The 22,970-nt window shown below is 69.9% G+C and carries 17 protein-coding genes and 2 pseudogenes; 11 read left to right on the forward strand and 8 right to left on the reverse strand.

The window, feature by feature from the left end; all coding sequences use genetic code 11:
• Nucleotides 1–193 precede the first annotated feature (193 nt).
• Nucleotides 194–583, reverse strand: a complete 390-nt coding sequence (locus ABZ656_RS43765) for a hypothetical protein (protein ID WP_199836705.1) — start codon at nt 581–583, stop codon at nt 194–196.
• A 70-nt stretch (nt 584–653) separates the two neighbouring features.
• Here ABZ656_RS43765 and ABZ656_RS43770 point away from each other — a divergent pair, with 70 nt between their 5' ends.
• Together ABZ656_RS43770 and ABZ656_RS43775 are read left to right on the forward strand one after the other, a co-directional pair.
• Nucleotides 654–1,565 (forward strand): IS982 family transposase, encoded by a 912-nt coding sequence (locus ABZ656_RS43770; RefSeq protein WP_360276169.1) that lies wholly within the window; start codon nt 654–656, stop codon nt 1,563–1,565.
• 326 nt (nt 1,566–1,891) lie between these two features.
• Nucleotides 1,892–3,445, forward strand: coding sequence for a GAF domain-containing SpoIIE family protein phosphatase (locus tag ABZ656_RS43775; RefSeq protein ID WP_360276172.1), 1,554 nt, complete (start codon nt 1,892–1,894; stop codon nt 3,443–3,445).
• Between the two features lie 809 nt (nt 3,446–4,254).
• Here ABZ656_RS43775 and ABZ656_RS43780 read toward each other — a convergent pair.
• Nucleotides 4,255–4,686 (reverse strand): annotated as a pseudogene (locus ABZ656_RS43780) (ISNCY family transposase); the annotation flags it as partial.
• Between the two features lie 270 nt (nt 4,687–4,956).
• Between ABZ656_RS43780 and ABZ656_RS43785 the strand changes: the two are divergent.
• The 7 genes and pseudogenes from ABZ656_RS43785 to ABZ656_RS43815 all read left to right on the forward strand — a co-directional run bounded on the left by ABZ656_RS43785 (nt 4,957) and on the right by ABZ656_RS43815 (nt 11,040).
• The gene (locus tag ABZ656_RS43785) at nt 4,957–5,751 is read left to right on the forward strand and encodes an aquaporin (RefSeq protein ID WP_360276175.1); all 795 of its coding nucleotides are present in this window, start codon (nt 4,957–4,959) and stop codon (nt 5,749–5,751) included.
• A gap of 190 nt (nt 5,752–5,941) precedes the next feature.
• Nucleotides 5,942–7,201 carry a YbfB/YjiJ family MFS transporter gene (locus tag ABZ656_RS43790; RefSeq protein ID WP_360276178.1) on the forward strand — a complete coding sequence of 420 codons (1,260 nt, stop codon included), beginning with the start codon at nt 5,942–5,944 and terminating at the stop codon, nt 7,199–7,201.
• A 21-nt stretch (nt 7,202–7,222) separates the two neighbouring features.
• A complete protein-coding gene (locus ABZ656_RS43795) occupies nt 7,223–7,654 on the forward strand; it encodes a universal stress protein (protein WP_360276181.1) in 432 nt (143 codons plus the stop codon).
• Between the two features lie 298 nt (nt 7,655–7,952).
• Nucleotides 7,953–8,447, forward strand: a pseudogene (locus ABZ656_RS43800) (alpha/beta hydrolase fold domain-containing protein); the annotation flags it as partial.
• Nucleotides 8,447–9,304 carry a patatin-like phospholipase family protein gene (locus ABZ656_RS43805; RefSeq protein WP_360276184.1) on the forward strand — a complete coding sequence of 286 codons (858 nt, stop codon included), beginning with the start codon at nt 8,447–8,449 and terminating at the stop codon, nt 9,302–9,304. The pseudogene ABZ656_RS43800 and the gene ABZ656_RS43805, both read left to right, overlap by 1 nt.
• Before the next feature lie 95 nt (nt 9,305–9,399).
• On the forward strand, nt 9,400–10,215 hold the full coding sequence (locus tag ABZ656_RS43810) for an MIP/aquaporin family protein (RefSeq protein ID WP_360276187.1): 816 nt from the start codon (nt 9,400–9,402) through the stop codon (nt 10,213–10,215).
• 306 nt (nt 10,216–10,521) lie between these two features.
• Nucleotides 10,522–11,040 carry an ATP-binding protein gene (locus tag ABZ656_RS43815; protein ID WP_101403500.1) on the forward strand — a complete coding sequence of 173 codons (519 nt, stop codon included), beginning with the start codon at nt 10,522–10,524 and terminating at the stop codon, nt 11,038–11,040.
• A gap of 887 nt (nt 11,041–11,927) precedes the next feature.
• On the opposite strand, the gene ABZ656_RS43820 is transcribed toward ABZ656_RS43815, so the two are convergent.
• The 5 genes from ABZ656_RS43820 to ABZ656_RS43840 form a co-directional block, all read right to left on the reverse strand.
• The gene (locus ABZ656_RS43820; protein ID WP_319753963.1) at nt 11,928–12,938 is read right to left on the reverse strand and encodes a GlxA family transcriptional regulator; all 1,011 of its coding nucleotides are present in this window, start codon (nt 12,936–12,938) and stop codon (nt 11,928–11,930) included.
• Nucleotides 12,939–12,979: 41 nt separating this feature from the next.
• Nucleotides 12,980–14,071, reverse strand: coding sequence for a GlxA family transcriptional regulator (locus ABZ656_RS43825; RefSeq protein WP_360276192.1), 1,092 nt, complete (start codon nt 14,069–14,071; stop codon nt 12,980–12,982).
• Nucleotides 14,072–14,290: 219 nt separating this feature from the next.
• A complete protein-coding gene (locus tag ABZ656_RS43830) occupies nt 14,291–15,313 on the reverse strand; it encodes a helix-turn-helix domain-containing protein (protein WP_101403499.1) in 1,023 nt (340 codons plus the stop codon).
• 534 nt (nt 15,314–15,847) lie between these two features.
• Nucleotides 15,848–19,273 (reverse strand): S8 family serine peptidase, encoded by a 3,426-nt coding sequence (locus tag ABZ656_RS43835; protein WP_360276196.1) that lies wholly within the window; start codon nt 19,271–19,273, stop codon nt 15,848–15,850.
• Nucleotides 19,274–20,070: 797 nt separating this feature from the next.
• Nucleotides 20,071–20,370: a M55 family metallopeptidase gene (locus ABZ656_RS43840; RefSeq protein WP_360276199.1), complete on the reverse strand. Its 300-nt coding sequence runs from the start codon at nt 20,368–20,370 to the stop codon at nt 20,071–20,073.
• A 318-nt stretch (nt 20,371–20,688) separates the two neighbouring features.
• Here ABZ656_RS43840 and ABZ656_RS43845 point away from each other — a divergent pair, with 318 nt between their 5' ends.
• Both ABZ656_RS43845 and ABZ656_RS43850 read left to right on the forward strand, forming a co-directional pair.
• Nucleotides 20,689–21,312: a transposase family protein gene (locus tag ABZ656_RS43845; protein ID WP_360276202.1), complete on the forward strand. Its 624-nt coding sequence runs from the start codon at nt 20,689–20,691 to the stop codon at nt 21,310–21,312.
• Nucleotides 21,203–22,270, forward strand: a complete 1,068-nt coding sequence (locus ABZ656_RS43850; RefSeq protein WP_360276205.1) for a transposase — start codon at nt 21,203–21,205, stop codon at nt 22,268–22,270. The genes ABZ656_RS43845 and ABZ656_RS43850 overlap by 110 nt, the downstream gene beginning before the upstream one ends.
• A gap of 8 nt (nt 22,271–22,278) precedes the next feature.
• Here ABZ656_RS43850 and ABZ656_RS43855 read toward each other — a convergent pair whose 3' ends face one another.
• Complete coding sequence (locus ABZ656_RS43855; RefSeq protein ID WP_360276208.1) at nt 22,279–22,554, reverse strand: hypothetical protein; 276 nt, start codon at nt 22,552–22,554, stop codon at nt 22,279–22,281.
• Between the last annotated feature and the right edge of the window lie 416 nt (nt 22,555–22,970).

Here is a 22,970-nt window from a genome sequence, read left to right on the forward strand (position 1 = left end):
TATCCTGAGCTTGACGTCCGGTTACATCTGTCCACATCCCTTCTGGGCTGTGATGACGTCCGGACTGCTGGACGTACGATGATCAATTCCAAGGGATGCCTGCGGAGGGTGTGGGGTGGGCGGCGGCCGAAGCCACCGCGAGACGGTCAGGCGGCGGGCTGCCGGCCCTGGTTGTCGAGGTGGCAGCGGGCGGTCAGGCGCCAGGGTCGACTTCGGGGTGCGTGAACCGCACGGGCTTGCCCAGCGACCGGGCGTAGGCGATTTCGGCTCGGGTGCTGTCTCCGATGTAGTCGCCGACTACGAGCACCTCATCAGCGAGCCGGATCTTCGCCCGGTGCAGATCGTCGAGTCGAACCTTCAGCGCCTCGGCCTCGACAGGATCGGACCAAAGTTCGTGCGGCGACTTCATGTCACAGCCCGGTTTGACGACAATCTTTCCGGCTTTGGTCTCCCGCAGATCGGCCTCGTTCATCTCGGTCATGAAGCGGGTGGAGCCGCAGATCACGACGATACGCGGGAGGCTCAACAGCTTCTTCGCGTCGGCGAGCTTCTCCTCGGGGGTGAGCAGTTGCGGGTATGACACGGGTTCCTCCTGGTGGTGTGGTCCAAGGGGTGCCTGCGGAGACGAGAACGAGGGTGTCCAAGATCGTTTTGTGACGAACGACGTGGACACCCTCGCGACAGCACTCTATGCGACGACCGACGACATGCTGAAGGAGCATCCCAACCTGGCGCCGTGGCGCCCGCCGGTCGGCATTACGCCCCGCCTGAGCGATGCCGAACTGGTCACCCTCGCCACGATGCAGGCCATACTCGGCTACACCTCCGAGGCCAAATGGCTCCGCCATGCCCGTGCCCACCTGCGCCACCTCTTCCCCTACCTGCCCCAGCAGCCCGGCTACAACAAGCGGCTGCGCAAGGCCGCCGGTCTGATGCGAAGCGTCAACCGGATCCTGGCCACCACCTCGGTGTGGAGCGACGACGTATGGGTCGTGGACTCCACCCCGGTGGAATGCGGCCGCTCCCGCGAGACCGTCAAACGCTCCGGCCTGGCAGGTTGGGCCGAATACGGCTACTGCGCCAGCCACAGCCGCTTCTTCTGGGGCCTGCACCTGCACCTGGTCTGCACCCTTCAGGGCCTGCCCATCGCCTTCGCCCTGACCGGGGCCAAGGCCGACGAACGCGAGACCCTCCTTGACCTCCTGGCAGCCGAATGCGAGCTTCTGCGAGAGCGCCCCCGACAGACTCTCATCGGCGACAAGAACTACTTCGGCCGTGGTTTCGAACGCGAACTGTCCGAGCATGGAGTCCAGTTGCTGCGGCCTGCCCGTAAAGGTGAACGGGAACGGCCTGGCGCAGCCCTGTTCAAGCCGCTGCGACAGGTCATCGAATCGATCAACGAGACCTTCAAGGGACAGCTTGACCTCGAACGGCACCGAGGGCGCACACCCGGAGGTGTCATAGCCCGCGTCATGCAACGCATCCTCGCGCTGACCGCCGCGATCTGGCACAACGACGCCACCGGACAAACCGTCCTACGCTCACTGATCGCCTACGCTCACTGACCCCTTGGACTAGATCATCTAGCCGCTGGCCGAATCCGTGGGACATACGGCCAGGGGGCAGCGATAGCGAACGCCGGTGAAACGGTTGTCACGGGTAAAGGCGTAATTCGTCGTCGCACCGCTATCCCTTCCGCCGTTTTGATCCGGAGTCATGAATGCAAAGTCTCCCTCCTTCCGAAAACCCCGTCCGGGAGGTCTCAGCAGGTCTCAGGACTGCGGCTGCCGTCATCAACGCGGCCGCCGGGGCCGGTGAACAGGTCGCCCTGCCAGGCACCGCCAGTCATGCGATCGGGACCACGCTGGATGTGTGCCAAACGGTCCAGGAGATGACCGCGGTCCTGGTTCCGGCGATAGCCGACTACAGCACGATCGACCTGCTGGAACCGGTACTCCATGGCGACGATCCGCCCGCCTCCGGGTTGGAAGACCGGTCGGTCTGGCGTCGAGCGGCCGTGCACGGCATCGACCAGGGCCCCCTGCACGCACTGCGGGATGCGGTGCCGGAACTCGCCGCCGCCTGCCCGCTCTGCGAGCCCAGGCTGGTGGTCCGGCTGGACCATGGCGACACGTGGTCGCGCCCAAAGCGGCCCGGTGACGCAGACCTCGGCAGGCTCGGCCTCCACTCGATGATGGTCGTCCCCCTCGTCACACGGGGGCAGGTCCTGGGGTTGGTCACCGTCTATCGCGGACGGCAGCGCGCGTCCTTCTCACAGGCCGATCTGCGGATAGCAACACACATCGGCGCCTTCGCGGCGCTCGCGCTCGACAACGCCCGTCGCTACGCCCGCGAGCGGGCCGTCGCGCTAGGACTGCAGATGAGCCTGCTACCGCGCGAAATCCCCCTCCATCCGGGACTGGAGACCACCCACCGCTACCTGCCCGCCAACCGCTCGGCACTGGTCGGCGGCGACTGGCTCGATGTCGCGGCGCTGCCGGACGGACGCATCGCGCTCACCATCGGCGACGCGAGCGGACACGACATCCGTGCAGCAGCAGCCATGGGCCGGCTCCGGACACTCATGCAGGCCGAAGTCAGCCAAGGCAGGGAACCGGCCGAGCTCCTCACCCGAGTCGACGCGCTCATGGCCGCCGGCAGCCATGACCCCTCCGACATCGCAACCTGCCTGCACGGCGTCTACGACCCCGTCTCCCGTCGCTGCACCATCGCCCGAGCCGGCCATCCACCACCGGCGCTCCTCCACCCCGACGGCAGCGTGGAGTTCCCCGAGATTCCCGCCGGTCCGCCGCTGGGCATCGGCGGGCAGCAGTACGCCACCGCCGAACTGCAACTGACCGAGGGCGACATCCTCGTGCTGTATACCGACGGGCTGATCGAGACCCACGATCAGGACATCGACGTCGGAATGAACCGCCTGGCCGCCGCACTCGGCCGCGGCAGCCACTCGCTGAACCAGCTGTGTGACGCCGTCCTCACCGATCTGCGCCCACACGGCGGCGAGGACGACATCACCCTCCTGGCGGTAGCGATCAGAGGTCTGCCCCACCACCGCACCGCCTCATGGGACCTTTCGTGCGACAGCACCGAGGCCTGTCGGGCGCGCCGCCTCATCCGTGGCCAGCTGGAGCAGTGGAACCTGCCGACGCTCGCGGACACGGCAGAGCCTTTGATCGAGGAGCTGGTCAGCGCTGCCGCCTGCGACGACGGTTGCCCCCTCGGTGTCCGCCTGCACCGCACGGACGTGCTGCTCGTCGAGGTGCTCAGCGCCCGCGGAACCATGCGCGGGGCATCACGAGGTCAATGCGCCAGCGGTGAATTGCGCATGATCGGCGATCGGGCACAGCACTGGGGAGTACGCGACCACGCCGACGGCAGGACTGTCTGGTTCGAGATTCCTCTGGGCGCGGAGGAACACCGTTGACTGCTCCCCTCCCTGAAGGGGAGGGAATTCCAGCTCACTACGGGAGAAGGACAAGCCCTACGCCGGTGCAGATCAGCTGCCGCGGGCAGCCGGGCTGACCCAGAACGAACAGCACCTGCTGCACCTGCTGACCTCCGGCCTCAAGGACGAAGCCGCCGCCCCAGCACCTGGGACTCAGCCTGCGCACCGTGCGCCGCTGTATCGCCGCCCTGATGGACCGGGGCGAGCACCCACTTCCAAGCCGGATACCGATGGTGTCCCGCCGAGTGGTGCAGTCACTGGCCGAGCTGATTGGGTTCCGGCTGTGGAGGTAGCGGGCGGTCGTCCTCGGCCAGTTCGGTGGTGCGGAGTTGGGCCATGGACCCTTCGGAGAGGTAGCGGCGGTCGAAGGCCTGTCATTCGTCGTGGAGTTCGGCCGGGACCACGGCGGCGAGTCGGTCGAGGGCGGCTGGGCCGTGTGCGCGTTGGACATCCGGATTGTTTCCGACGGCGCTGAGCGCAGTGGCGCCGGCCCCGCACGTGATCACCACCCGCGGGGCTTCGGCCGATCACCCGGCGGTCACCGTGAGCCAGCTGATCCAGCTGTCCCTGTGGCGAGTTCAGCACCACCATCGCCCACTCGGTGAGCAGAACAGGGTCGATGCCGCTCATGCACTCCCTGCCCGCCGAGTGATCGAAAACGGCTGGGTGCCCAGCTGGCACGGCGACCTCAGTTTGCTCGACTCCGCCCTTCCGCCAAGGGCTGCCTGAGAAAAGGGGCTGCGGGCGTCAGTAGCCGTATCTCGCGGCCTTGCGCGCTGACGGCACGCGTCGACGACGAAGTCGCGTTCACCCCTGGCCAGAAGCGCGGGACAGCCGAACCGGGTGGGATGCCGGGACTTGCCCTTGCGGATCGGCCGGGCGTCGGGACCGACCAACGAGACCAGCCGGTCGGGGATCGTACCGATGGCCGCCAGCCGCAAAGCGGCCTGCTCCAGCAGTCGGCGGGTGCCCGTCGCGGCCCCGGCCAGCCGGCCCACCAGGTGCGCAAGTCGTCCCGACGGCCGCTTGCCCAGCGCCGGCCAGGCAGTGCACTCCACCCCCGTCACGACCCGCAATATTGCACGGGCCACGGTGGCGATTTCACCGGTGAGCCGGTCGATCTCGCCCAGATCCTGGCCGGTGCGCCGCTGCAGCATGCGGGAGACCTCCTTCAAACGGCGCCCGGCTGACCGGCTGCGATCACGCAAGCGGGTGCGCCTGCCGAACGGCTCAGTCGCGGCACCCGGGCAACAGCGGGCCGCGTGCCGCGGTCGGGGCCCGCGGCCGGATCCGTGGGCTTCATGGCCGTGTCACCGGCCATGGCACTGCCATGGGCGCCGGTTGACGAGGTGAACCGCTCGGGATCGCGACGTCCGCGCCAGGGGTGTGCAATGCGACGCCGGATCGTGGGCGCCGGCTAGCCCGGCGCGTGGCGGGTCGGCCGCCGCGTGGTCGCAAGTCGGCGAAGTATCAGCGCTCAGGAGGATGTTGTGAGTACCGACGGCCCGCATGGCCGCAGCCCGCACTGGCGTGAGTGGCTGAGTGAATTCGCCGCTACCGCGATCCTGCTGCTGGTGATCGTCACGATGTTCCGTGGCCTGTTCGGTGCCGGAAGTCCTCTGCCACGCGCGGTTCCCTCGGAGGAGGGCCGACTCGCGGTGGACGCCGTGGTCAGCGGCACCACTGTCGGCCTGCTGATCGTCTCGCCCTTCGGGCGGCGTTCCGGCGGGCACATGAACCCGGCCGTCTCTTTGGCGTTTTGGCTCATGGGCGCCCTGCCCGGGCGGGATGCCGTGGCGTACGCCGCGGCCCAACTGGCCGGTTCGGTGTCAGGTGTGGCGGCCGGTCGGTTGTTGTGGGGCGAGCAGACGGCAGATCCTGCCGTCGGCTTCGCCGCCATCCGGGCGTCCGAAGGAATCCCGTGGACCGTGGTGTTCATATCCGAGACTGCGGCAACCGCCCTGATGCTCGCCGCGGTGACCTTCGTGTCAGCTCGGCCCCGCCTGGCCTTTCTGCTGCCGGCGGCCGTCGGCTCGGTAATCGCCGCGCTGATCTTGCTGGTCGGCAGGTGGACCGGCGGAAGCTTCAATCCGGCCCGGCAGTTCGGGCCGGAGCTGTTCTCCCATGACCTCACGTGGCTGTGGATATACCTGATTGCCCCGCTCGTGGGAGCTGGGCTCTTCGGCCTGGTGCGCAGGCGCCTGCCACAAGCGCCCCCACTGCCTGCTCAGTATGAGCAGGCCCTTGTGCCCCGCACCGCCGTGACAGGGCGGGCGGCGCAGTGACCGCCGCCCGCCCCGCGGCGCTTCCCGGTGGCCCGATCCGTGGGCTCTTGGGCCCGGCGGCTGGCCATGGCAGCGCAGGCAACACGGGTTGATCCCCGTGAAGGCGCTGATCAAGCGCCCGTGATCCTCAATCCGGATCGTTCGAGAAAGGCCCTCTCATGATCAACTCGACTGCCTGGGAGCGTGTGCGATGACCACCTCACCGTCTCTCGCCGCCAAGCAGCGGCCGGAGTTTCTCGTTGCGCTGGGACTGGCGGCGGGCCCGGTGGTGGCGCTGGGCTTCACCCGGTTCGCCTACGCGCTGCTGCTGCCGGCCATGCGCGAGAAACTGCACTGGAGCTACGCGGCGGCCGGCGGTATGAACACCGCCAACGCACTGGGCTACATCATTGGAGCCGCTACCGCGGCCTGGTGGTCGCGCCGGTTCGGCGCCCGGGCAGCGTTCGTGTGGGGCATCGCCATCAGTGCGCTCACCCTGCTGGCCTCCGGGGCGACCGGCACCTTCGCCGGGCTTGCCGTCCTGCGGTTCATCGGCGGGCTGAGCACTGCGGTGACCTTCGTGGTCGGATCGGCGCTCGCCTCCCGCGTCCGCAGTGGCGGGCATCAGGCCCGCTCGGCCACGCTGGTCGCCATGTATATGGCCGGCGTCGGCATCGGGGTGGTGCTCTCCGGCGTGGTGGTCCCCGCGGCCCTCACCGCCTGGGGCGTGGCGGGCTGGCAGGCCGGGTGGCTGCTGATGGGCCTGCTTGCCCTCCTCGCCATCGGCCCGGCCGCCTGGGCCGCGCGCCAGATACCCGAGCAGGCCGCAGGTGGCACCGCCCACGGCGGCAGCGGCACTCTCAGGCCGATGACGCCCATCTTTGTCTGGTACGTACTGTTCGGCGCCGGCTACGTGTCGTACATGACCTTTGTCATCGCTCTGCTGCACAGCCAGGGCATGAAGGTCTGGGGCACGGCCACGTTCTTCATCGTGCTGGGCGTGGTCTCCGCGGCAGCGACGTTGCTGGTGTGGGGCCGGGTGGTCGGCCGACTGCGCGGTGGTGCGGCCCCCGCGCTGGTCTCGGCCGTTGTGCTGATCGGTGTCCTGCCCGTCCTGCTGTGGCACGGGATGGGCGCCGCGATCGCCTCGGCGATCATCTTCGGCGGCTCGTTCATGGCTGGCCCCACCGCCGTGACCGTCCTGGCCCGCCGGATGCTCCCCGCGCACGCCTGGACCTCCGGCATCGCCCTGCTGACGGTGGCTTTCAGCGTCGGCCAGGCAGTCGGGCCACTGGTCTCCGGCCTGCTCTCCGATTCGTCCGGAGGCATCGCCAAGGGCCTGTGGCTGTCCGTTGTGCTCCTCGGCGTCTCCGCCGCCGTCGCCCTCATCCAGCGCGAGCGGACCGTCGAGCACCGGCACCAGGAAGCGCTGGTGGCCACCCCCTCCGCCCCAAGCGCCGCCGAGCGCTGACTCCCCCCACACATTCAGGAGATGTCCGCCATGTTCCACCGCATCCTGGTTGCCGTCGACGGCACTCCAGCCGTACAAAGCGCCCTCCGTACCACCGCCGAGCTGGCCTTGCTGACCGGCGCGAAGGTCCGTGTGCTGCACATCGATCCCTCCGAGGTGGTGTATGACACCGTCGTCGGCCTGGAGGATGACTCAGCCGCCCACCGGGTCCTGGACTCGGCCGTCGCGACCCTGCGACAGGCCGGCATCCAGGCGGACGGCGAACTGCTGGATGGACTGGTGTCCGATGTGGCGGCAGCCGTGCAGGAGGCCGCCGAGGGCTTCGACGCCGACCTGATCGTCCTCAGCCCGCACCACCGGACCCGTCTCGCCGCCTGGTTCTCCCCCAGCGTCAGCGACGCCATCGCCCACAAGAGCAGGATCGCTGTGCTCCTGGCTCCTGGAGAGAGCTGAGGTGTCCGGCCGCAAGGTGCAGATCACCGAGCGCGGCGGCATCGCCCGCTTGATCGCCGTCGGGCCCCACCGCCTGGTCGCCGACAGACGCGCCCCGGTCGGCGAAGACACAGGGCCGGACGCGTTCGAGCCGATCCTCGCCGGTCGGGCGCCTGCACCTCGGCGGCCTTGAGGATGATGCCGACCGCCACGCCCGGAAGCTGCCGACGTGCAGGTCCGGCTGCGGCTGGAGCCAGGACTCGAACCGGCCGTCACCCGGGAGATCTCCCTGGACGGAGATCTGGACGATGAGCAACGGGGCGGCAACCTGGCCACCGCCGCCGCCCTGCTGGCCAAGCGCCGCAGCGGCCCCCACCTGCTGCAGCAGGTGCTGTTCTACCCGTCGCTGGACGCCGGCTTCGACACGCCGTCCTACGAGCAGTTCGCGGACGGCTTCTTCCTCACCCGCTCGCAAATGGAGTGGTTCTGGGACCATTACGCCCCCGACCTCTCGGTGCGCACGGAACCAACTGCCGCACCGCTGCGGGCCACAACAGAGGAACTGGCCGGACTGCCGCCGGCCCTGGTGATCACGGCCGAGGCTGACGTGCTGCGCGACGAGGGTGAGGCATACGCCCGCAAGCTCATGGAGGCAGGCGTACCCGTGATCGCCGTCCGCTACCTGGGGGCGATCCATTCCTTCACCGCGCAGGATCCGCTGGCGGCCAGTCCCCTCACCCAGGCAGCGATCGACCAGGCCGGCCAGGTGCTGCGCCAGGCCTTCGCCGGCCGCCGCAAGGGGGCGGGCTGCTGATGTCCACGGCCCTGGTGCTCGGCGGAGGCGGCGTGACGGGTATTGCCTGGGAGCTCGGGGTGCTCCAGGCGTTGCAGGAGGCAGGGGTTGACCTTACGGCGGCCGACCTGGTGGTCGGCACGTCGGCTGGATCCGTCGTGGCGGTCCAGGCCACCAGCGGCGTCGGCCTTCACCCACTCGTCGCCGAACAGCTCAGGCCCCCCAGCACCTCGCGGGAGGTGAAGGCCGACTTCGACCCACAGGCCGCGGCGGCCGCCTTCACCCGGCTGATCGAGGGCGCCCGCGACGAGCAGGAGATCCGGGCCCGGATCGGTGCCATGGCCCTGACCGCGCACACCGTCCCGGAGGCCGAGCGGATGCAAACCATTCAGGCCCGGCTGCCCGTTGACGCCTGGCCTGGGCGCCGGCTGCTCATCACGGCGGTGGACGCGCAGACGGGGGATCTTGTCGTGTGGGACCGCACCTCGGGCATCGTGCTGGCATCCGCCGTCGCGGCCAGCTGCGCCGTGCCCGGCGTGTGGCCGCCCGCCACCGTCGCAGGACGCCGCTACATCGACGGCAGCGTCCGCTCCGCGACCAACGCCGACCTCGCCATGGGCCACGACGTGGTGGTCGTCCTCGCCCCCGACACCGGCCCCGGCCTCAACCCGGCGTCCAAGGGACTGGCTGGCGAGGTGCCGCTGCTGCGCGCACACAGCCAGGTACGGGTCATCACGCCTGACGACGCCGCGCTGGAGGCGATCGGCCCCAATCCGCTGGACCCCGGGCGGCGGCCCGCCTCCGCCCGCGCCGGCCAGCGGCAGGGACGGGCACTGGCCGGCACCCTGCGCGAGGTCTGGCCCGCTCCCGCCGCCTGATGATCCACGCGCCGTGATGCCCCCAGCCCGGGCCCGCCACCAGCCGCTGGCGGCTTCCTGGCCCATGCGGCTGCCCTGCGACGTACCGTCGAAAGGTGCTCCGGGAACAAACCAAGGGCCCCACCCCCGCTCCTTGGGACCGCCGCCCGCTGTACGGGCTTACCGACGCGGCCCGGGAGTTCGCGCTGACGACCGTCCTGTTGTACTGCGTGGTCACCGCCGCCCGCTGGCTGACATCACCGGACTCGCCACTCGCCATGGCAGGCACCCGGGCGGCCGCGGCAACCGTGGGGGGCGTGGTCGGGATCGTCCTCGTGGTGCTCATCACCTCCCCGCCCGGGCGCTGCTCCGGCGCCCACATGAACCCCGCAATCAGCCTCGCGCTGTGGCTGATGGGCGCCTTCCCCGGACGCTACGTACCGCTCTACGCCGCCGCGCAACTGGCAGGCTCGGTGGCAGGCACCGCGCTGGGACGGTGGTGCTGGGGGCAGGTGGTCGCCCGGTCATCGCTGCACTATGCCGCCGTGCACCCGAGCCCAGCGTGGAACACGACCGCACTCATGCTCGCGGAAGCCGGCTGCCTCGCGCTGGTGGTCCTGATGGTCGGATTCTTCCTGGCCCACCCCGCCATCAGCCGCTGGCTGCCCTATGCCGTCGGCGCGGCAACGGCCCTGATCATCACCGTGCTGGGGGGATGGAGCGGAGGCTCGGCGAACCCGGCACGCCAACTGGGCCCCGCGCTGCTGTCCGGTGACACCCGGCTGCTGTGGGTCTACCTGGTCGCCCCGCTGATCGGCGCGTTGCTCGGGGCGGTGGCCTACTGTCTCCTCCAGCGCCGCCTGGGCGCCCCTACACCGTGCACCTACCGGCTGTGTGGGAGTGACGACGCCGTGCGAAACCGGGCCCGATGAAGCGCGGCATCCACCGCATCCTGCCGTGGAGCGCCCGCCCGGATGCAGGTCCGGCCAGCGTCGCGGGCCGCCCGTGAGCCCGCGCCTGGCGTTCATCCGGCGTGTCCAGCGTGACCACCCGCTGCGATCGGCCCGTGGGAGCCGGTACCACCCACGACGGACATGGGACCGCACGATCCTTGCCGCGCGCACGGCCAATAACGTGGGAAACAGGTCCAGCGGCAAGGCCACGGACGCAGGGGCGCACGCGGTTGTCCACCATGTGCCGGCGGATCCACCGCCTCACAGGCACCCTTGGAGGTCGCCATGCTGTCTCCTCCGCGTAATCCCCACCCTGCCGCTCACCAGACCGTACTGGCCGTGGACGCCACGCACCGGATGACGCTGCCTGCGACGGATCCTGCCCGGACAGCCGTGGTGGCGCTGCCCGCCGAGCCTGCCAGCGTGAGCGTCGCCCGTCGCTGGACGACCGGCCTCCTCACCCTGTGGGGGGTGAGCGCGGACGACCTCGACACGGCCGCACTGGTCATCAGTGAACTGGCGGCCAACGCCGTCCGCTACGGCCACGCGGACATATCCATCCGCCTCCTCAAGCAGACCGACTGGCTGTACATGTGCGTGACGGACTCCGGAGCTCCTTTGGCGTCACATCGGCTTGTCATCCCGCAGGAACTGACCGAGCACGGCCGCGGCCTGGCCATCGTCGAGGCACTGTCGGAAACGATCGAGGTGACCCGCGAGCCCGAGGGGTGGCGCGTGGGCGCGGTACTGCGCTTGACGACGGACAGGAGACCGGCGGCGACTTCCGCCGCCGAAGTGGCGTGACCCGGCCACGCGTAGACACGCGGACGCGCCCGCAGGGGGCTGGCCGTCGACGCCATACTGCCCACCGGTACGCGCCGGGCCGGCATCGGACAGGACACCGGGAGCAGCGGGCAGGCTCCTAGGGAGTGTCGTCGGCATCCCGCCGGGCGGGCGGGCGGCCGACGCTGCATGGCAACGACGTTCCTCCCTGCCCTGGGACCCGAATTGCGTACCGGTGCGAGCATCCCCCGATCCGCTCGATCGATGACTCCACGCCCATTGCTCTCCGGCCTGCGGGCCTTGAACTGCGGCCCGTCATCGAACAGTTGGCACAGTTGTACCGTCACGACATGCCAGAGAGCTTCTGGGCCACCTCCCGGCGGCCGACGGGAGGTTCGGGTTCAGAAGCCCGGCCCCGTTCTTCCAGGAATGGAATCGCCGCGACTGCCGTGGGCTCGGCCTGGCACGAGGAAACCCGCCCAGTTCCCCCTCCGGCCCCTGCGAACCTGCCGGACGACCATTGAATCGTCCTGAACACAGCCGCCATGGGGCGACCGTCGCACGATCCCGGTAGCGGATCACGGTCGGGTGGCAGGTTGCACCACGAGGACGTCCGCGACGAGGGCGAGCCGATGCCGTCGGCACGAGCGATCAGTACCTCGGTGCCGCCGACTGCCACTGCCGTCCCAGCCGGCAGCCGGCAGGTGGGACAGCGTCGGGAGCGGACGGTGGTGAGGAAGACCGCCACGGCGACGGCGACGGCGACCAGCACCGTGCCGATGGTGGCGCCGGCGCCGGCAACCGGCGTGGGGATGGAGTGCCGTGCCTGGAGGGCGGCCGCCGCCGCGCCGACAACCGGCAGTGCGGCAACCGGCCATCGGCGATGCAGCACAAGAAAAGAGGGGCGGTCAGTGGGCCCCGGCCGTGGCCGAGTGGGCCGTGAAGGTGGTCCTGAACCGCGCCCGGTAGGTGCCGGGGGTGATGCCGCGTTCCCGCTGGAAGGCACGGCGCAGGGTCTCCTCGGAGCCGAACCCCGAGCGGCGGGCCACGACGTCCAGCGGGTCGGTGCCGGACTCCAGCAGCCCCTGCGCCGCCTCGAGACGGATCTGCTCCACGAAGCAGGTCACAGTCATCCCGGTCTCGGCCCGAAAGAGCCGGGTCAGCTGGCGCACGCTCACCCCGACCCGCCCGGCCACGGCCTCCAGGCTGAGATCGGCGGCGGGATCGGCCGTGACGTCGTCCATCACCTGCCGCACCACCTGGTGGCGGGGCTGCCGGGCGGCCTGGCGGACACTGAACTGGGACTGGCCGCCCGGCCGGGCCATGAAGACCACCAGATACTTCGCCGCAGCACGCGCCACCTGGGGGCCGAAGTCCTCCTCCACCAGCGACAGGGCCAGATCGATACCGGAGGTGACCCCGGCGGAGCTGATGAGGTGCCCGTCCCGCACGAAGATGGAGTCGGCATCGACCTGGACATGGGGGAAGTTCTCAGCCAGTTCGCCGGCCAGGCGCCAGTGGGTGGCCGCCCGGCGTCCGTCCAGCAGTCCTGTGGCCGCCAGGGGGAACGCGCCGGCGCACACTGAGGCCACTCGGCGGGAGAGCCCGGCCAGGCGGCTGATCCCGGCGATGAGGGAAGCGTCGGACACCGCCGTCCGCCAGTCGGAGCGGCCGGGGATGATCAGGGTGCCGACTGTGCCCGTGACCTCCTCCAGGACCACATCCGCCGCGAGCCGTGCGCCCGCCGTGGTCACCACCTCCCGCCCCCCGCAGGAGGCGGTCAGCAACCGGTAGCGGGCGCCCTGGTCGTTGGCGGCGGCGAACACCTCCAGCGGCCCGGTGACGTCCAGCAACTGGACGCAGTCGAACAGCACCATCACCACCAGGTGCGGCCGGCTCCGCCCGCTTCGCCCGTCCATGGGAAAATCCTCCGCCCGACCTCATCTGCGGGGCAAGGCGGTCACCCAGCGTTGGCCGACCCGCCGCCCCGCGCGACTGCCACCCGGCCTGCGGGCACTGCGCCGCCGGGTCCGGACGGCGCCCGGGGGCATTCCGGCTGCGTGGTACGGAAACGCGCACGGTAGGCGCCGGGGGTAATGCCGAATTCGCGTTGAAATGCACGGCGCAGTGTTTCCGCGGATCCGAATCCGCTCCTGCGGGCGACCGTGTCCAACGGGTCGGTGCCCGATTCGAGCATGCCCTGCGCCGCTTCCAGGCGGATCTGCTCGACGAACCGGGCGGCCGTGGTGCCGGTCTCCTGACGGATCAGCCGGGTCAGGTGGCGCACGCTCACGCCCGCCCCTGCCGCCAGCGCGCCCAGCCGGTGATCCAGGTGGGGAGCGGCCGCCACGGCGTCCAGCACCGCACGGACCGTCACGCTGCGGCAGTACCGTGCGCGCAGCCGGACACTGAACTGGGACTGGCCGCCCGGCCGGGCCATGAAGACCACCAGGTCCTTCGCCGCGGCCCGCGCCGCCTCGGGCCCCAGGTCCTCCTCCACCAGCGACAGCGTCAGGTCGATGCCTGCTGTCACGCCCGCCGAGGTGATGATCCGTCCGTCACGGATGAACAGCGCATCGCGGTCCACGTGCACCGACGGGAAGCGGGCGGCCAGCTGGTCGGCCTGCCGCCAGTGGGTGGCCACACGGCACCCGTCCAGCAGGCCCGCGGCCGCCAGCGGGAAGGCTCCCGCGCACAGGGAGGCCACCCGGCCGGCCGAGCGGGCCAGTCGCGTCAACTCCTCGATCAGCCCGTGGTCTTCCACGGGCACGTGCCAGTTGGGACTGCCGGGAACCATGAGTGTGCCGATCCGCCCGGACCACTCCTCAAGCACCCCGTCGGAGACAAGCCGCAACCCGGACGTGGTCCGCACCTCCTTACCGCTGGGAGACAGGGCAACAACCCGGTAGCGGCCCCCGTGGTCGTTGGCGGCCGCCAGGACGTCCATCGGCCCGGTGACGTCCAGCGCCTGCACCCCGTCATAGAGGACCATCACGACGAGGTGGGTGCGCGGGCGCCTGTCCGCGCTGGCCGGGCCGTTCGAGGTGATCATGACTGCCAGGGTCGGGCCAGGCCTCACGGCGGGGCAAGGACCGATACCCCTCGTATCCGGCCATCGCCCGCAGGAGGGCCGAACGGGGGCCCGGCCGGGCAGGCTGCGGGCATCGCGCGGCCGGGCTCCTGTCCGCCCCGGCGCTCACGTCGGGAGCGAGCTGCGGCAGCGGCCCCCTGGTGCGGGCCGACGGGCCGGCTCGCCCGTGCTCGGGATTTCTCACAGCAGTCCGGTTCGGGCGGCGTACCAGCCCAGCTGCATGCGGGTGGTGGAGCCGGTGAGGGACATCAGACGGCGGATACGCCGGTGGACCGTGCGGACGCTGAGCCCCAGTTGGGAGGCCAGGGCCTTGTCGGGCAGGCCGGCCAGCATCAGTGCGAGCAGCTCGAGGTCGCCGCCGCCGACGGTGGTCAGCGCGTCGTTTTCGGGCCCGGCCTCATCGTGGAGCTGCAGAGGCACCGAGCGGTCCCAGACGTGCTCGAACAGGGCCGTCAGGGCGTCCACGATCCCCGTAGTGCGGATCAGGAGGCAGCCGCAGGCCATCTCCTGCTGGTCGCTGCGGACCGCGATCATGGCTAGGTGGCGGTCGGCGATGACGAACTTGCTGGGCAGGATCGTCGCGGCGCGGGCCTGTTCACCGGCATTCAGGTAGCCGCGCAGTTGCTCTCGCGCGCCGGGCTGTGCCAGTACGGCCCGCTCGTAGACGGCCCGGTAGCCAACGCCCCGCTCCAGCATCTCCAGCTCCGTGTCATTGCGGTCCAGGGCCAGGGCAAAGGGCAGGCGGGTGAAACTGAGCACCTCCTGGCGGGCCGTGCGCTGCAGGTGCACGAAGCACTCCCGGATTTCTTCGGGACTGCTCAGGAGCTGGGCCGGCGGGCCGGCCCCGGCCACACGGCTGCGGTAGGTCTGCATCAGTGTGTCGATGCGTGACTGGACCTTCAGCAGGGCCAGCTGGCGCTGCATCACCGCCGCCGCCACCGCGACGTCGGGTGCCACAGCCGTGTACCGGCCGCCGCCCGCGGTGTCCTGCCTGGCCACGAGCCCGAGCGCTGCCAGGTTGGACAGGTCCCCTGCCGCGGCCTGCGCCGGCACGTCCAGGATGTCGGCGAGCCGTTCAGTGTGCTCGCCGCCCGACGCCAGCAGCGTCAGGTAGATCCTCTCCTGGGCCGGGGAGAGGCCCAGCGGGGCGAGATGGGGTTCCGCCTCCTGGCTGGGCCCCTGGTCCATCACGTTGACCTGCACGCTTGCCTTTCACGTTCGGTTCGCTCCCGGCGCACGGAACACACCTGGCTCGGTCCCGTCTTCCGCGGCCCTGCAACCCGGCCCCGTGAAGGCTGGCAGACCCTGCACCGGCTCGGTAACCGCACGACAGGCCACCATTGCCTCACGCCGGGCCATCTCCTGACTTCTGCTTCAGCTGGCCCACACCTGGCTGCCAACGGGTCGCCGGTGTCAGGGACCTGGGAGGCCTGGCAGTACCAGCGCTTGATGAAGCGTCGGCGAACACCGTCGAAGGCCCCGCTCGGCACGGGCCCATCTCCCCGTCCTCCACGGCGTGCTCCTCCCTCGGGAGGGGTGTCGGGCCGGCGTCGCGGCCGGGGCCGGCGCCCTCCTGCATGAACTCGGCCGCCTCCCTCGGGCGGCCTGCGTGGGTCACCTGGCGGCCGGGGTGGGCGCCTGGTTTCTTTCTCTCCCCCGGCGCCTGCCGCGTGCAGGTGCACCGCATCCGGCGGGGACCGGTGCTCGTCCCCGCCGGATGCGGCCTGTGGTGGTGGATCAGTGGGCGACCAGGATCGCCTCGTTCAGGGTCTGGTCGATGGAGCCGCCGTCGGCATCCCGGGCGGTGACGTGGAGGGCGACGATCTGGCCGGCCGCCAGGGCCCCGCTGGGCAGGACACCGTGGTAGCGGCCGTCCTGGGTCTCACCGTTCGGCTTGTGCCAGGTCTTTCCGCCGTCGGTGGAGTAGGTGACCTGAAGCGAGGTGATCCGGCTGGGCTGCGCGCCGGCCAGGCGGTGCGCGTCGACGGTGAGGGGCAGGGCGTGGCCCGGCCGGGCTTGGTTGTTCTCGTCCAGCGGGATGCGGTAGTCGAGATTGAGCAGGGGCAGAAAGGCGCTGCCGGCGGTGACGGGATTGGTCTGGAAAGTCCACACCGTGTGGGTGTCGTTGCCGCTGGTGAGCTTACCGGGGGTGGTGATGTCGCGCTGGACCTTCCAGGTGGTCGGGGCGGATGGCGCGGGCAGGTCGAAGCCGCCTTGGTAGTCGCTCCAGTCGGCGACCAGCCGGCCGTCCTGCCATGCCTTGGTCTCGTTGCCCCAGCCCGGCTGGGATCCGGCGGGGTTGTCGTTCCACAGGCTGTTGCCGGCGGTGTCGGTCAGATCCCAGGCCAGCATCTCCAGGACGTGCGCATCCAGCCGGCCGGTGCCGAGTGTGGTGAACGGGCCGGCGAGCTGGTCCTCGTGCGTGCGCTCACCGGTGCGGTAGTGCTGGGGCCGGATGCTCATCAGCTGAGTACTCGCCCGGTTGCTGGAGGAGTTGTGGAAGTACCAGCGCTGCCAGTCCATGCCCGGGCTGACGTACTCCGTCCGCTTGATGGGCAGGGCGATCTGCTGGTGCGGGGGCCACAGGAAGAACAGCGGCCGGCCGTTCGCGGAGGGCAGCCGTCCCTCGAAGTCGCCCCTGCTCTGCTGCGGGTAGTTGAGGTTGCGGTAGTCCGCGTCGACCCGGGCCAGCTTGTCCACGTCCCTGCCGGAGAGCACGTGGCGCATGTCGGCGGGGAAGGAGGTGCCGTTCCAGGCCAGGTCGTACACCTGGGAGGCGTGCGCGGTGTCGGTGGCGTGCGCGGCATCCACCAGCCGGAAGTACTGCTGGGTGTTCAAGGTGCCGTGGACGACGGGGTCGTCGCTCTGGCCGGCGTAGAAGGCGATGTCGGAGGAGCCGTTGGTAGCCATGTCGAAGAACGCGATGTGGCCGACACCGTCGGCGCTGACGCGGTTGGCGTTCACGTAGGTGGTGGCAGTCGCGACGTGTCGGCTGGGAATGTCCGCCGTGACGGGCGATGCCTTACGCATGTCCAGCACGACCTGCTTGCCGGGAGTGACCGTGATCTCGGGAACGTTCATCACAGCGGCGGCCAGGCGCCCGTCGGGCTGCATCTGCTCGACACTGAGGGTGAAGGCCAGGTGCTTGCCCTGGGGCAGCAGCAGCGTCGTCCCGCCGCTGGGGATGCCCACGCCCGTGGGGTGGTCGGTGTCCAGGTCCAGCACCGGGCCGTAGGCGATGGCGGGCTTGCCGTCCAGGCCGAGGGCGGACAGGTGCAGGGCGCACAGGTCGGACTTCTCGAAGCCGATCGCCAGGTGCAGGGGCGCACCGCCGCCGGTGGGGGTGACCACGACCTGTCCGGAATACTCGCCCTGCAGGGTGTGGCTCGGGTCGAGGGTGAGGGTGAGGGTCTTGGACCCTCCGGCGGGGACGGTCAGGTGGTCGGCGGACAGCGTCACCATCCCGGCCGGCGCCGCCTGAAGGTTGCTCAGGGCGGTCAGCTGGGAGGACAGATCGAACGACGCGTCCGCCTTGCCGGTGTTGTTGAGGGTGACCTGACGGGTCATCGGGGCGGTGCTGTCGCACAGCAGGCGGCCGAAGTCGAAGGCCCCGTGGTCGGGGACGACCTGCTGGTTCAGCGCGGCAGCGGCATCCAGCCGGCCCGCGCCCTGGCCGGAGCCGAAGACCACGCCCGGCGCAGGCCCGCCCAGGGTGTGGGAGCTGGACTGCAGGACCGACTTGAGCTGCGCCGCGGAATAGTCGGGGTGCTCCTGGGCCAGCAGGGCAGCCGCACCCGTGACGTGCGGGGTGGCCATGGAGGTGCCGGACAGAGTGGTGTAGTACTGATCGACCGGGCTGCCCAGCGAGGTGCCGGCCGCACGGTCCTCAACGATGCCGTCACCGGGGGCGGAGATGTCGGGCTTGAAGGCGCCGTCGATGCGCGGGCCGCGGGAGGAGAAACGGGCCACCGCATCGTCGCGGTCGGTGGCGGCCACCGTCAGCGCGGCATCCGCCGCGCCGGGGGTGGCGATGGTGTGGGGCCTGCCGTTGTTGCCGGCTGCGACGACGAACAGGGTGCCGTACTGGGTGGTGAGCTGGTTGAGGGCCTGGCTGTCGGGGTCGGTGCCATCCGTCGGCTGTCCGCCCAGGCTCAGGTTGGCGACCTTCGCACCGTGCTGAGCCGCCCACTCCATGCCGGCGATGATGGAGGAGTCCATCCCCTCGCCGTCGTCGTTGAGGACCTTGACGTTCAAGAGGCTGGCGCCGTAGGCGGCGCCCTTGCGTGCCCCGCCGGAGGCAGCGCCGGTGGAGGCGATGGTGCCCGCCACGTGGGTGCCGTGGCCGACATGGTCGAGAGCGTCCGGGGCGTCGGAGAAGTTGACCGATTCGGTGACCTGGGTCGACAGGTCGGGGTGGGTGGTGTCGATTCCGGTGTCGATGACGGCGACCTTCACGCCCTTGCCGGTGGCACCGGTGGACCACGCAGCCGGGGCGTTGATCTTCTGAAGGTTCCAGTCCAGGCCGGCGGCCTTGACCTTGCCGTCCAGCCACACATGCTGAATACCGGCCAGCGCACCACCCAGCGTGCCGACAGCCTTGTGGCCGGCCAGCGCGCTGCGGCCGGCCAGCGCCAGGGCCGTTCCCACACCAGCGGCGGCCTTCGAGCGGATCTCACCAATAGCGGTGGCATGGATGCTGGTCAGCTCCCGGCCGGCGCGCACCGAGGCCCCGTCCGGCGCGGCGACCCGCGCCCCCGGACCGTGCTGCACGATCAGCGGCAGCGAAGCGGCGTGCGCGTCGTCATAACCGTCCCGGATGAGCTCACTGACGTCGAACAGCCGCTCATCCAGGACCGATCCCAGCAGCGGCGCCATGTCGCTGGGCACGACCCGCACTTCCCCACCGGGGCCGGTCCAGGCGCTGAAGACCACATGACGCCCGGGGATGTCGGCAGGCTCCACCGCAACGGCCGGGTGGCCGCCGGTGTCCTTGCTGACCTTCACCCGGTCCCCGGTGATCAGCGTCACCGTGGTGGCCGCACCCGTACCCAGCCGGGTGGCCTTCGCCGCGGCGGGCGCCGCGCCGGCCTGGGCAGGCAGGGCAACAATGCACAGCGAACCGGCGGCGACGACAGCCGCCGCGGCCGTATGAAGACGTTTCAACAGAACTGGCTCCTTGGATCACAAGCAGGCAGGCAGGCAGGCAGAAGATGTGCCGCATGTCCCGGCACAAGCCCGGAACTTCGTAGGTTCACCTGCCGGGCGCCGACATCCTTCAGCGCCTGCTATCGATCACGGAAGGGCCTCGTGTGGCGAACAGGAGCCAACGTCCGGAAGTGGTCAGGTGCCCCGGCCGGTCCTGGCACCACATGCCAGAGCTCACGGGCATGCGCCGCCGGGGGCCTAAACCAAGAACGTGTTGGGAAGAACGCCCCCTCCATTACGGCATGACGACGCAACGATGTCCCGATCAGAGGGAATGTCAGCCCACCCCGTGGCCACTTGCCCTGTGCCGTCACTGACTTTTTTCCGGTGCCTGCGCGAGCGCACCGCCACGTTCCCCACATGCGCGTCGGCGACGGCCGACCGCCAGGGCTTGTCACCCCTTGTCGCTCCCCACCGGCAAGATGCCCGGGTGGCGCGGTGCCGGGATCTGCGACGTACCCGGCCCCTACCGGGGGCTACCGATGGAATGAAGCTCTCGGGGAGACGAAATGCGGTGCGGCGGACGCCCTTTTCGGCACCGACCGGGCGCTCCTCATGCGGTCGGCTCACCCAGGCCCAGCGGGGCCAGCCCACGTCGCCCGCGGAAATAGTCACCACGTGAACCAACGCAGACCCGACGGGCGGAAGGTCCTCAAGACCTGCGCCAGCAGGGTTCCGGGACGCGTCGTGCGCATCGATCTGGGCGACGGGCGATGCGTCTACGGACGGCAACTCACAGGAGTGACTGTCGAGTTCTACGACCGGATCGGAGTTCCTGGAGAGCCCGTCCATCTGATCGAGACAGTCGCGCGAGCCGGGGCCCCCTTTCCCGCTGAAGGCCTGCCCCTGCCCCAACAATCGTGCGTCCCAACACAGCGGCCATGTGCGCGGTCCAGATGCACCCTCGTGTCGTCCTGCTCACACGGCTGACAGCGGCCTGCCGACCTGGACCGCCAGTGCCGCTGGTGCAGTTGGTCAGCGAGCAGGTTCCGCATGGGACCGTGCGCGTCGTTGACCAGGATTCTGGTGGTCCCCGCATCGAGCGCGCCGCACACGGCGACGTTGACGTCCTGGGTTCATCCTCCTGCCCGCGCTTGCAGTCCCGGCCGCCTGGCGGGACGTCGTCGGCGTCGACCAGTCCGGTCACACCTTCCATGTCGGCACTGATGTACACGTGCACAGTTGCTGCCTCCGCTCGCATTCGCCGCAGGCTGGTGGCCCGCCGCATGGTGTATGGCTGTGTCAGTTCCGTGGGCTCTGGTCCACTTCTTGTGGGCGCGTACGCAGGGTGACCGTTGATCTTCGCGTGATGCCGGTTGAGTTCGCCCGAAAATCGCCCGGCTGGACGGTGGTGTGGTCGACAGTCCTTCGCCGTGAACGAAGTGCTGCCACAGCTGGATGAGCTGTTGTTCTCCTCGGTCGAGGGCGTGTTGGTGGAGTCGGTCGAGGTGACCGACACGGCCGTCCGGATCGAGGCTCGTACGACCGCAGGGCGGGCGGCCTGCCCGGGGTGCGGGTGCTGGTCGGGCCGAATACATGGCTCTTACCTGCGATTTCCGCATGACCTGCCGACAGCGGGCAAGCTCGTCGTGGTGTCGTTACGTGTGCGGCGGTTCGTCTGCGCGGAGGACTGCTGCCCGCGCAAGACCTTCGCCGAGCAAGTACCCGGACTCACCCGCAGGTTCGGGCGACGGACCGAGCGGCTGCGGTCGACGCTGGTGGCGGTCGGTCTTGCGCTCGCGGGCCGGGCCGGTGCCCGGATGACGGGCGCCTTCAAGGTTCCGGTCAGCCGGAACACCCTGTTGAGGCTGATCGCCTCGCTTCCGGACCCCGCCGTCGCAGCACCCCGCGTGGTCGGCGTGGACGAGTACGCCCAGCGCAAGGGCCGTGTCTACGGAACCGTGCTCGTCGACGTCGAGACACGTCGGCCGGTCGACCTCCTTCCCGACCGGGAGGCGGACACGCTCGCGGCCTGGCATCGAGATCATCTGCCGTGACCGGGCCACCTTCTTCGCCGAAGGAGCCACCCGCGGCGCCCCACAGGCCCTCCAGGTCGCCGACCGATGGCATCTCTGGCACAACCTGGGAGAAGCCGCCGAGAAGTACGTCTACCGGCACCGCTGCTGCTTGCGCCCCACGCCGGCTCAGCCGGAGCAACCGCAGGAAGAGGCGGAGCCGACCGCGTCGTCGCCCTGGCCGACAGGGCACCGGTTCGCCGAACGCACCCGCGCCAAGCACGCCACCATCCACGCTCTCCTCGCCGCCGGTCACAGCAAGCGGTCCGTCGCCCGGCAGCTCGGCATGACCCTCAACACGATCTTGCGCTTCTCCCGCGCCACGACTCCGGAGGAGATGTTCACCGGTCAGTGGCAAAGCCGTGCGACCAGGCTCGACGACTACAAGCCTTACCTCGATCAGCGCTGGCAGGAAGGCTGCACCAACGCCTGGAAACTGTGGGAGGAGATTAAGGAACAGGGCTATCCACGCGGATACGCAAGCGTCCGCGACTACGTCAGCAGGACCCTTCGCGGCAAGCCCCAACCGGTCGGCCCCCGGCCACCATCCGCCCGCGCCGTCACCCGCTGGATCCTCACCCATCCCGACGCCCTACCTGAAAGCGACCGGATCCAGCTCAAAGCCGCCCTGGCCAACTGCCCCGAACTGACGGCACTCGCCGAACACGTGCGCTCCTTCGCCCACATGCTCACGCACCTGCACGGCGACCAGCTCCCCGAATGGATCGAAGCGGCCAGCGCCACCACCGAACTGCCCAGCCTCCGCCACTTCGCTCAGCACCTCCTGCGCGATCCCGACGCTGTCACCGCCGGCCTCACCTTGCCCTGGAACTCCGGCGTGGTGGAGGGCCATGTCAACAGGATCAAGATGCTCAAGCGTCAGATGTTTGGCCGCGCAGGATTCGAACTCCTCCGCAAGCGCGTCCTGCTCTACGCATAGATCCCAGGTCAGGAGTCGTCCTCAACGAGTCCAAAACCATCAGGGAAGCCCTCCAAGAACTCGCGGCGCGAAGGATCGGCCTCCTCTGCAGCCATCGAACCGAGTAGGTCGATGAACTCGCTTCGCTGATCACTCGACAGCTGTGTCACCAGATGGGCGACACCCTCCAAGACCTTCACCGCGTCATCCGGATCCATCTGCTCGTCCGTGCACCCCTCAACGAACCAGAGGACATCGACCAAAGCCTCCGCCAGAGCGCGGGTCAGCGACGGGTACACAGGCATCGGAACGATCTCCCACAGACAGCCAATAGAGAGCGGCCATCTCACCACATGCCTCTGACATCACTGTCGGTGAGCCCTCCACAGAAAGTGGACCAGAGCCCCAACTCACGTACATAGCCAGGTGTAGCCGCTCAAGGGTCGTGAACGCGCGGGTGTCTGCCCGGGGCGTGCACCCACTGCCGGTGACTGCTCCCTGAACAAGGGCAGGCCACCGCGCAAGTCTCCCTGGTGAACGGGCAGTTCAGCCGGCGGAGCGCACGATGGCCTTGCCCCGGTCCGACCTGATGCGACTGCTGAAGTCACTACGTACGGCCGACGGATGGGGGCGGGTGCGGCTGACGCTGCCGTTCTTGATGACGGTGATGCCGCGGGTGACCGACACGGCCAGCACGGCCGTGCTGAGCGCCTGCTACGCG

The organism is Streptomyces sp. NPDC007095 (assembly GCF_040634475.1).
Taxonomy (GTDB): domain Bacteria; phylum Actinomycetota; class Actinomycetes; order Streptomycetales; family Streptomycetaceae; genus Streptomyces.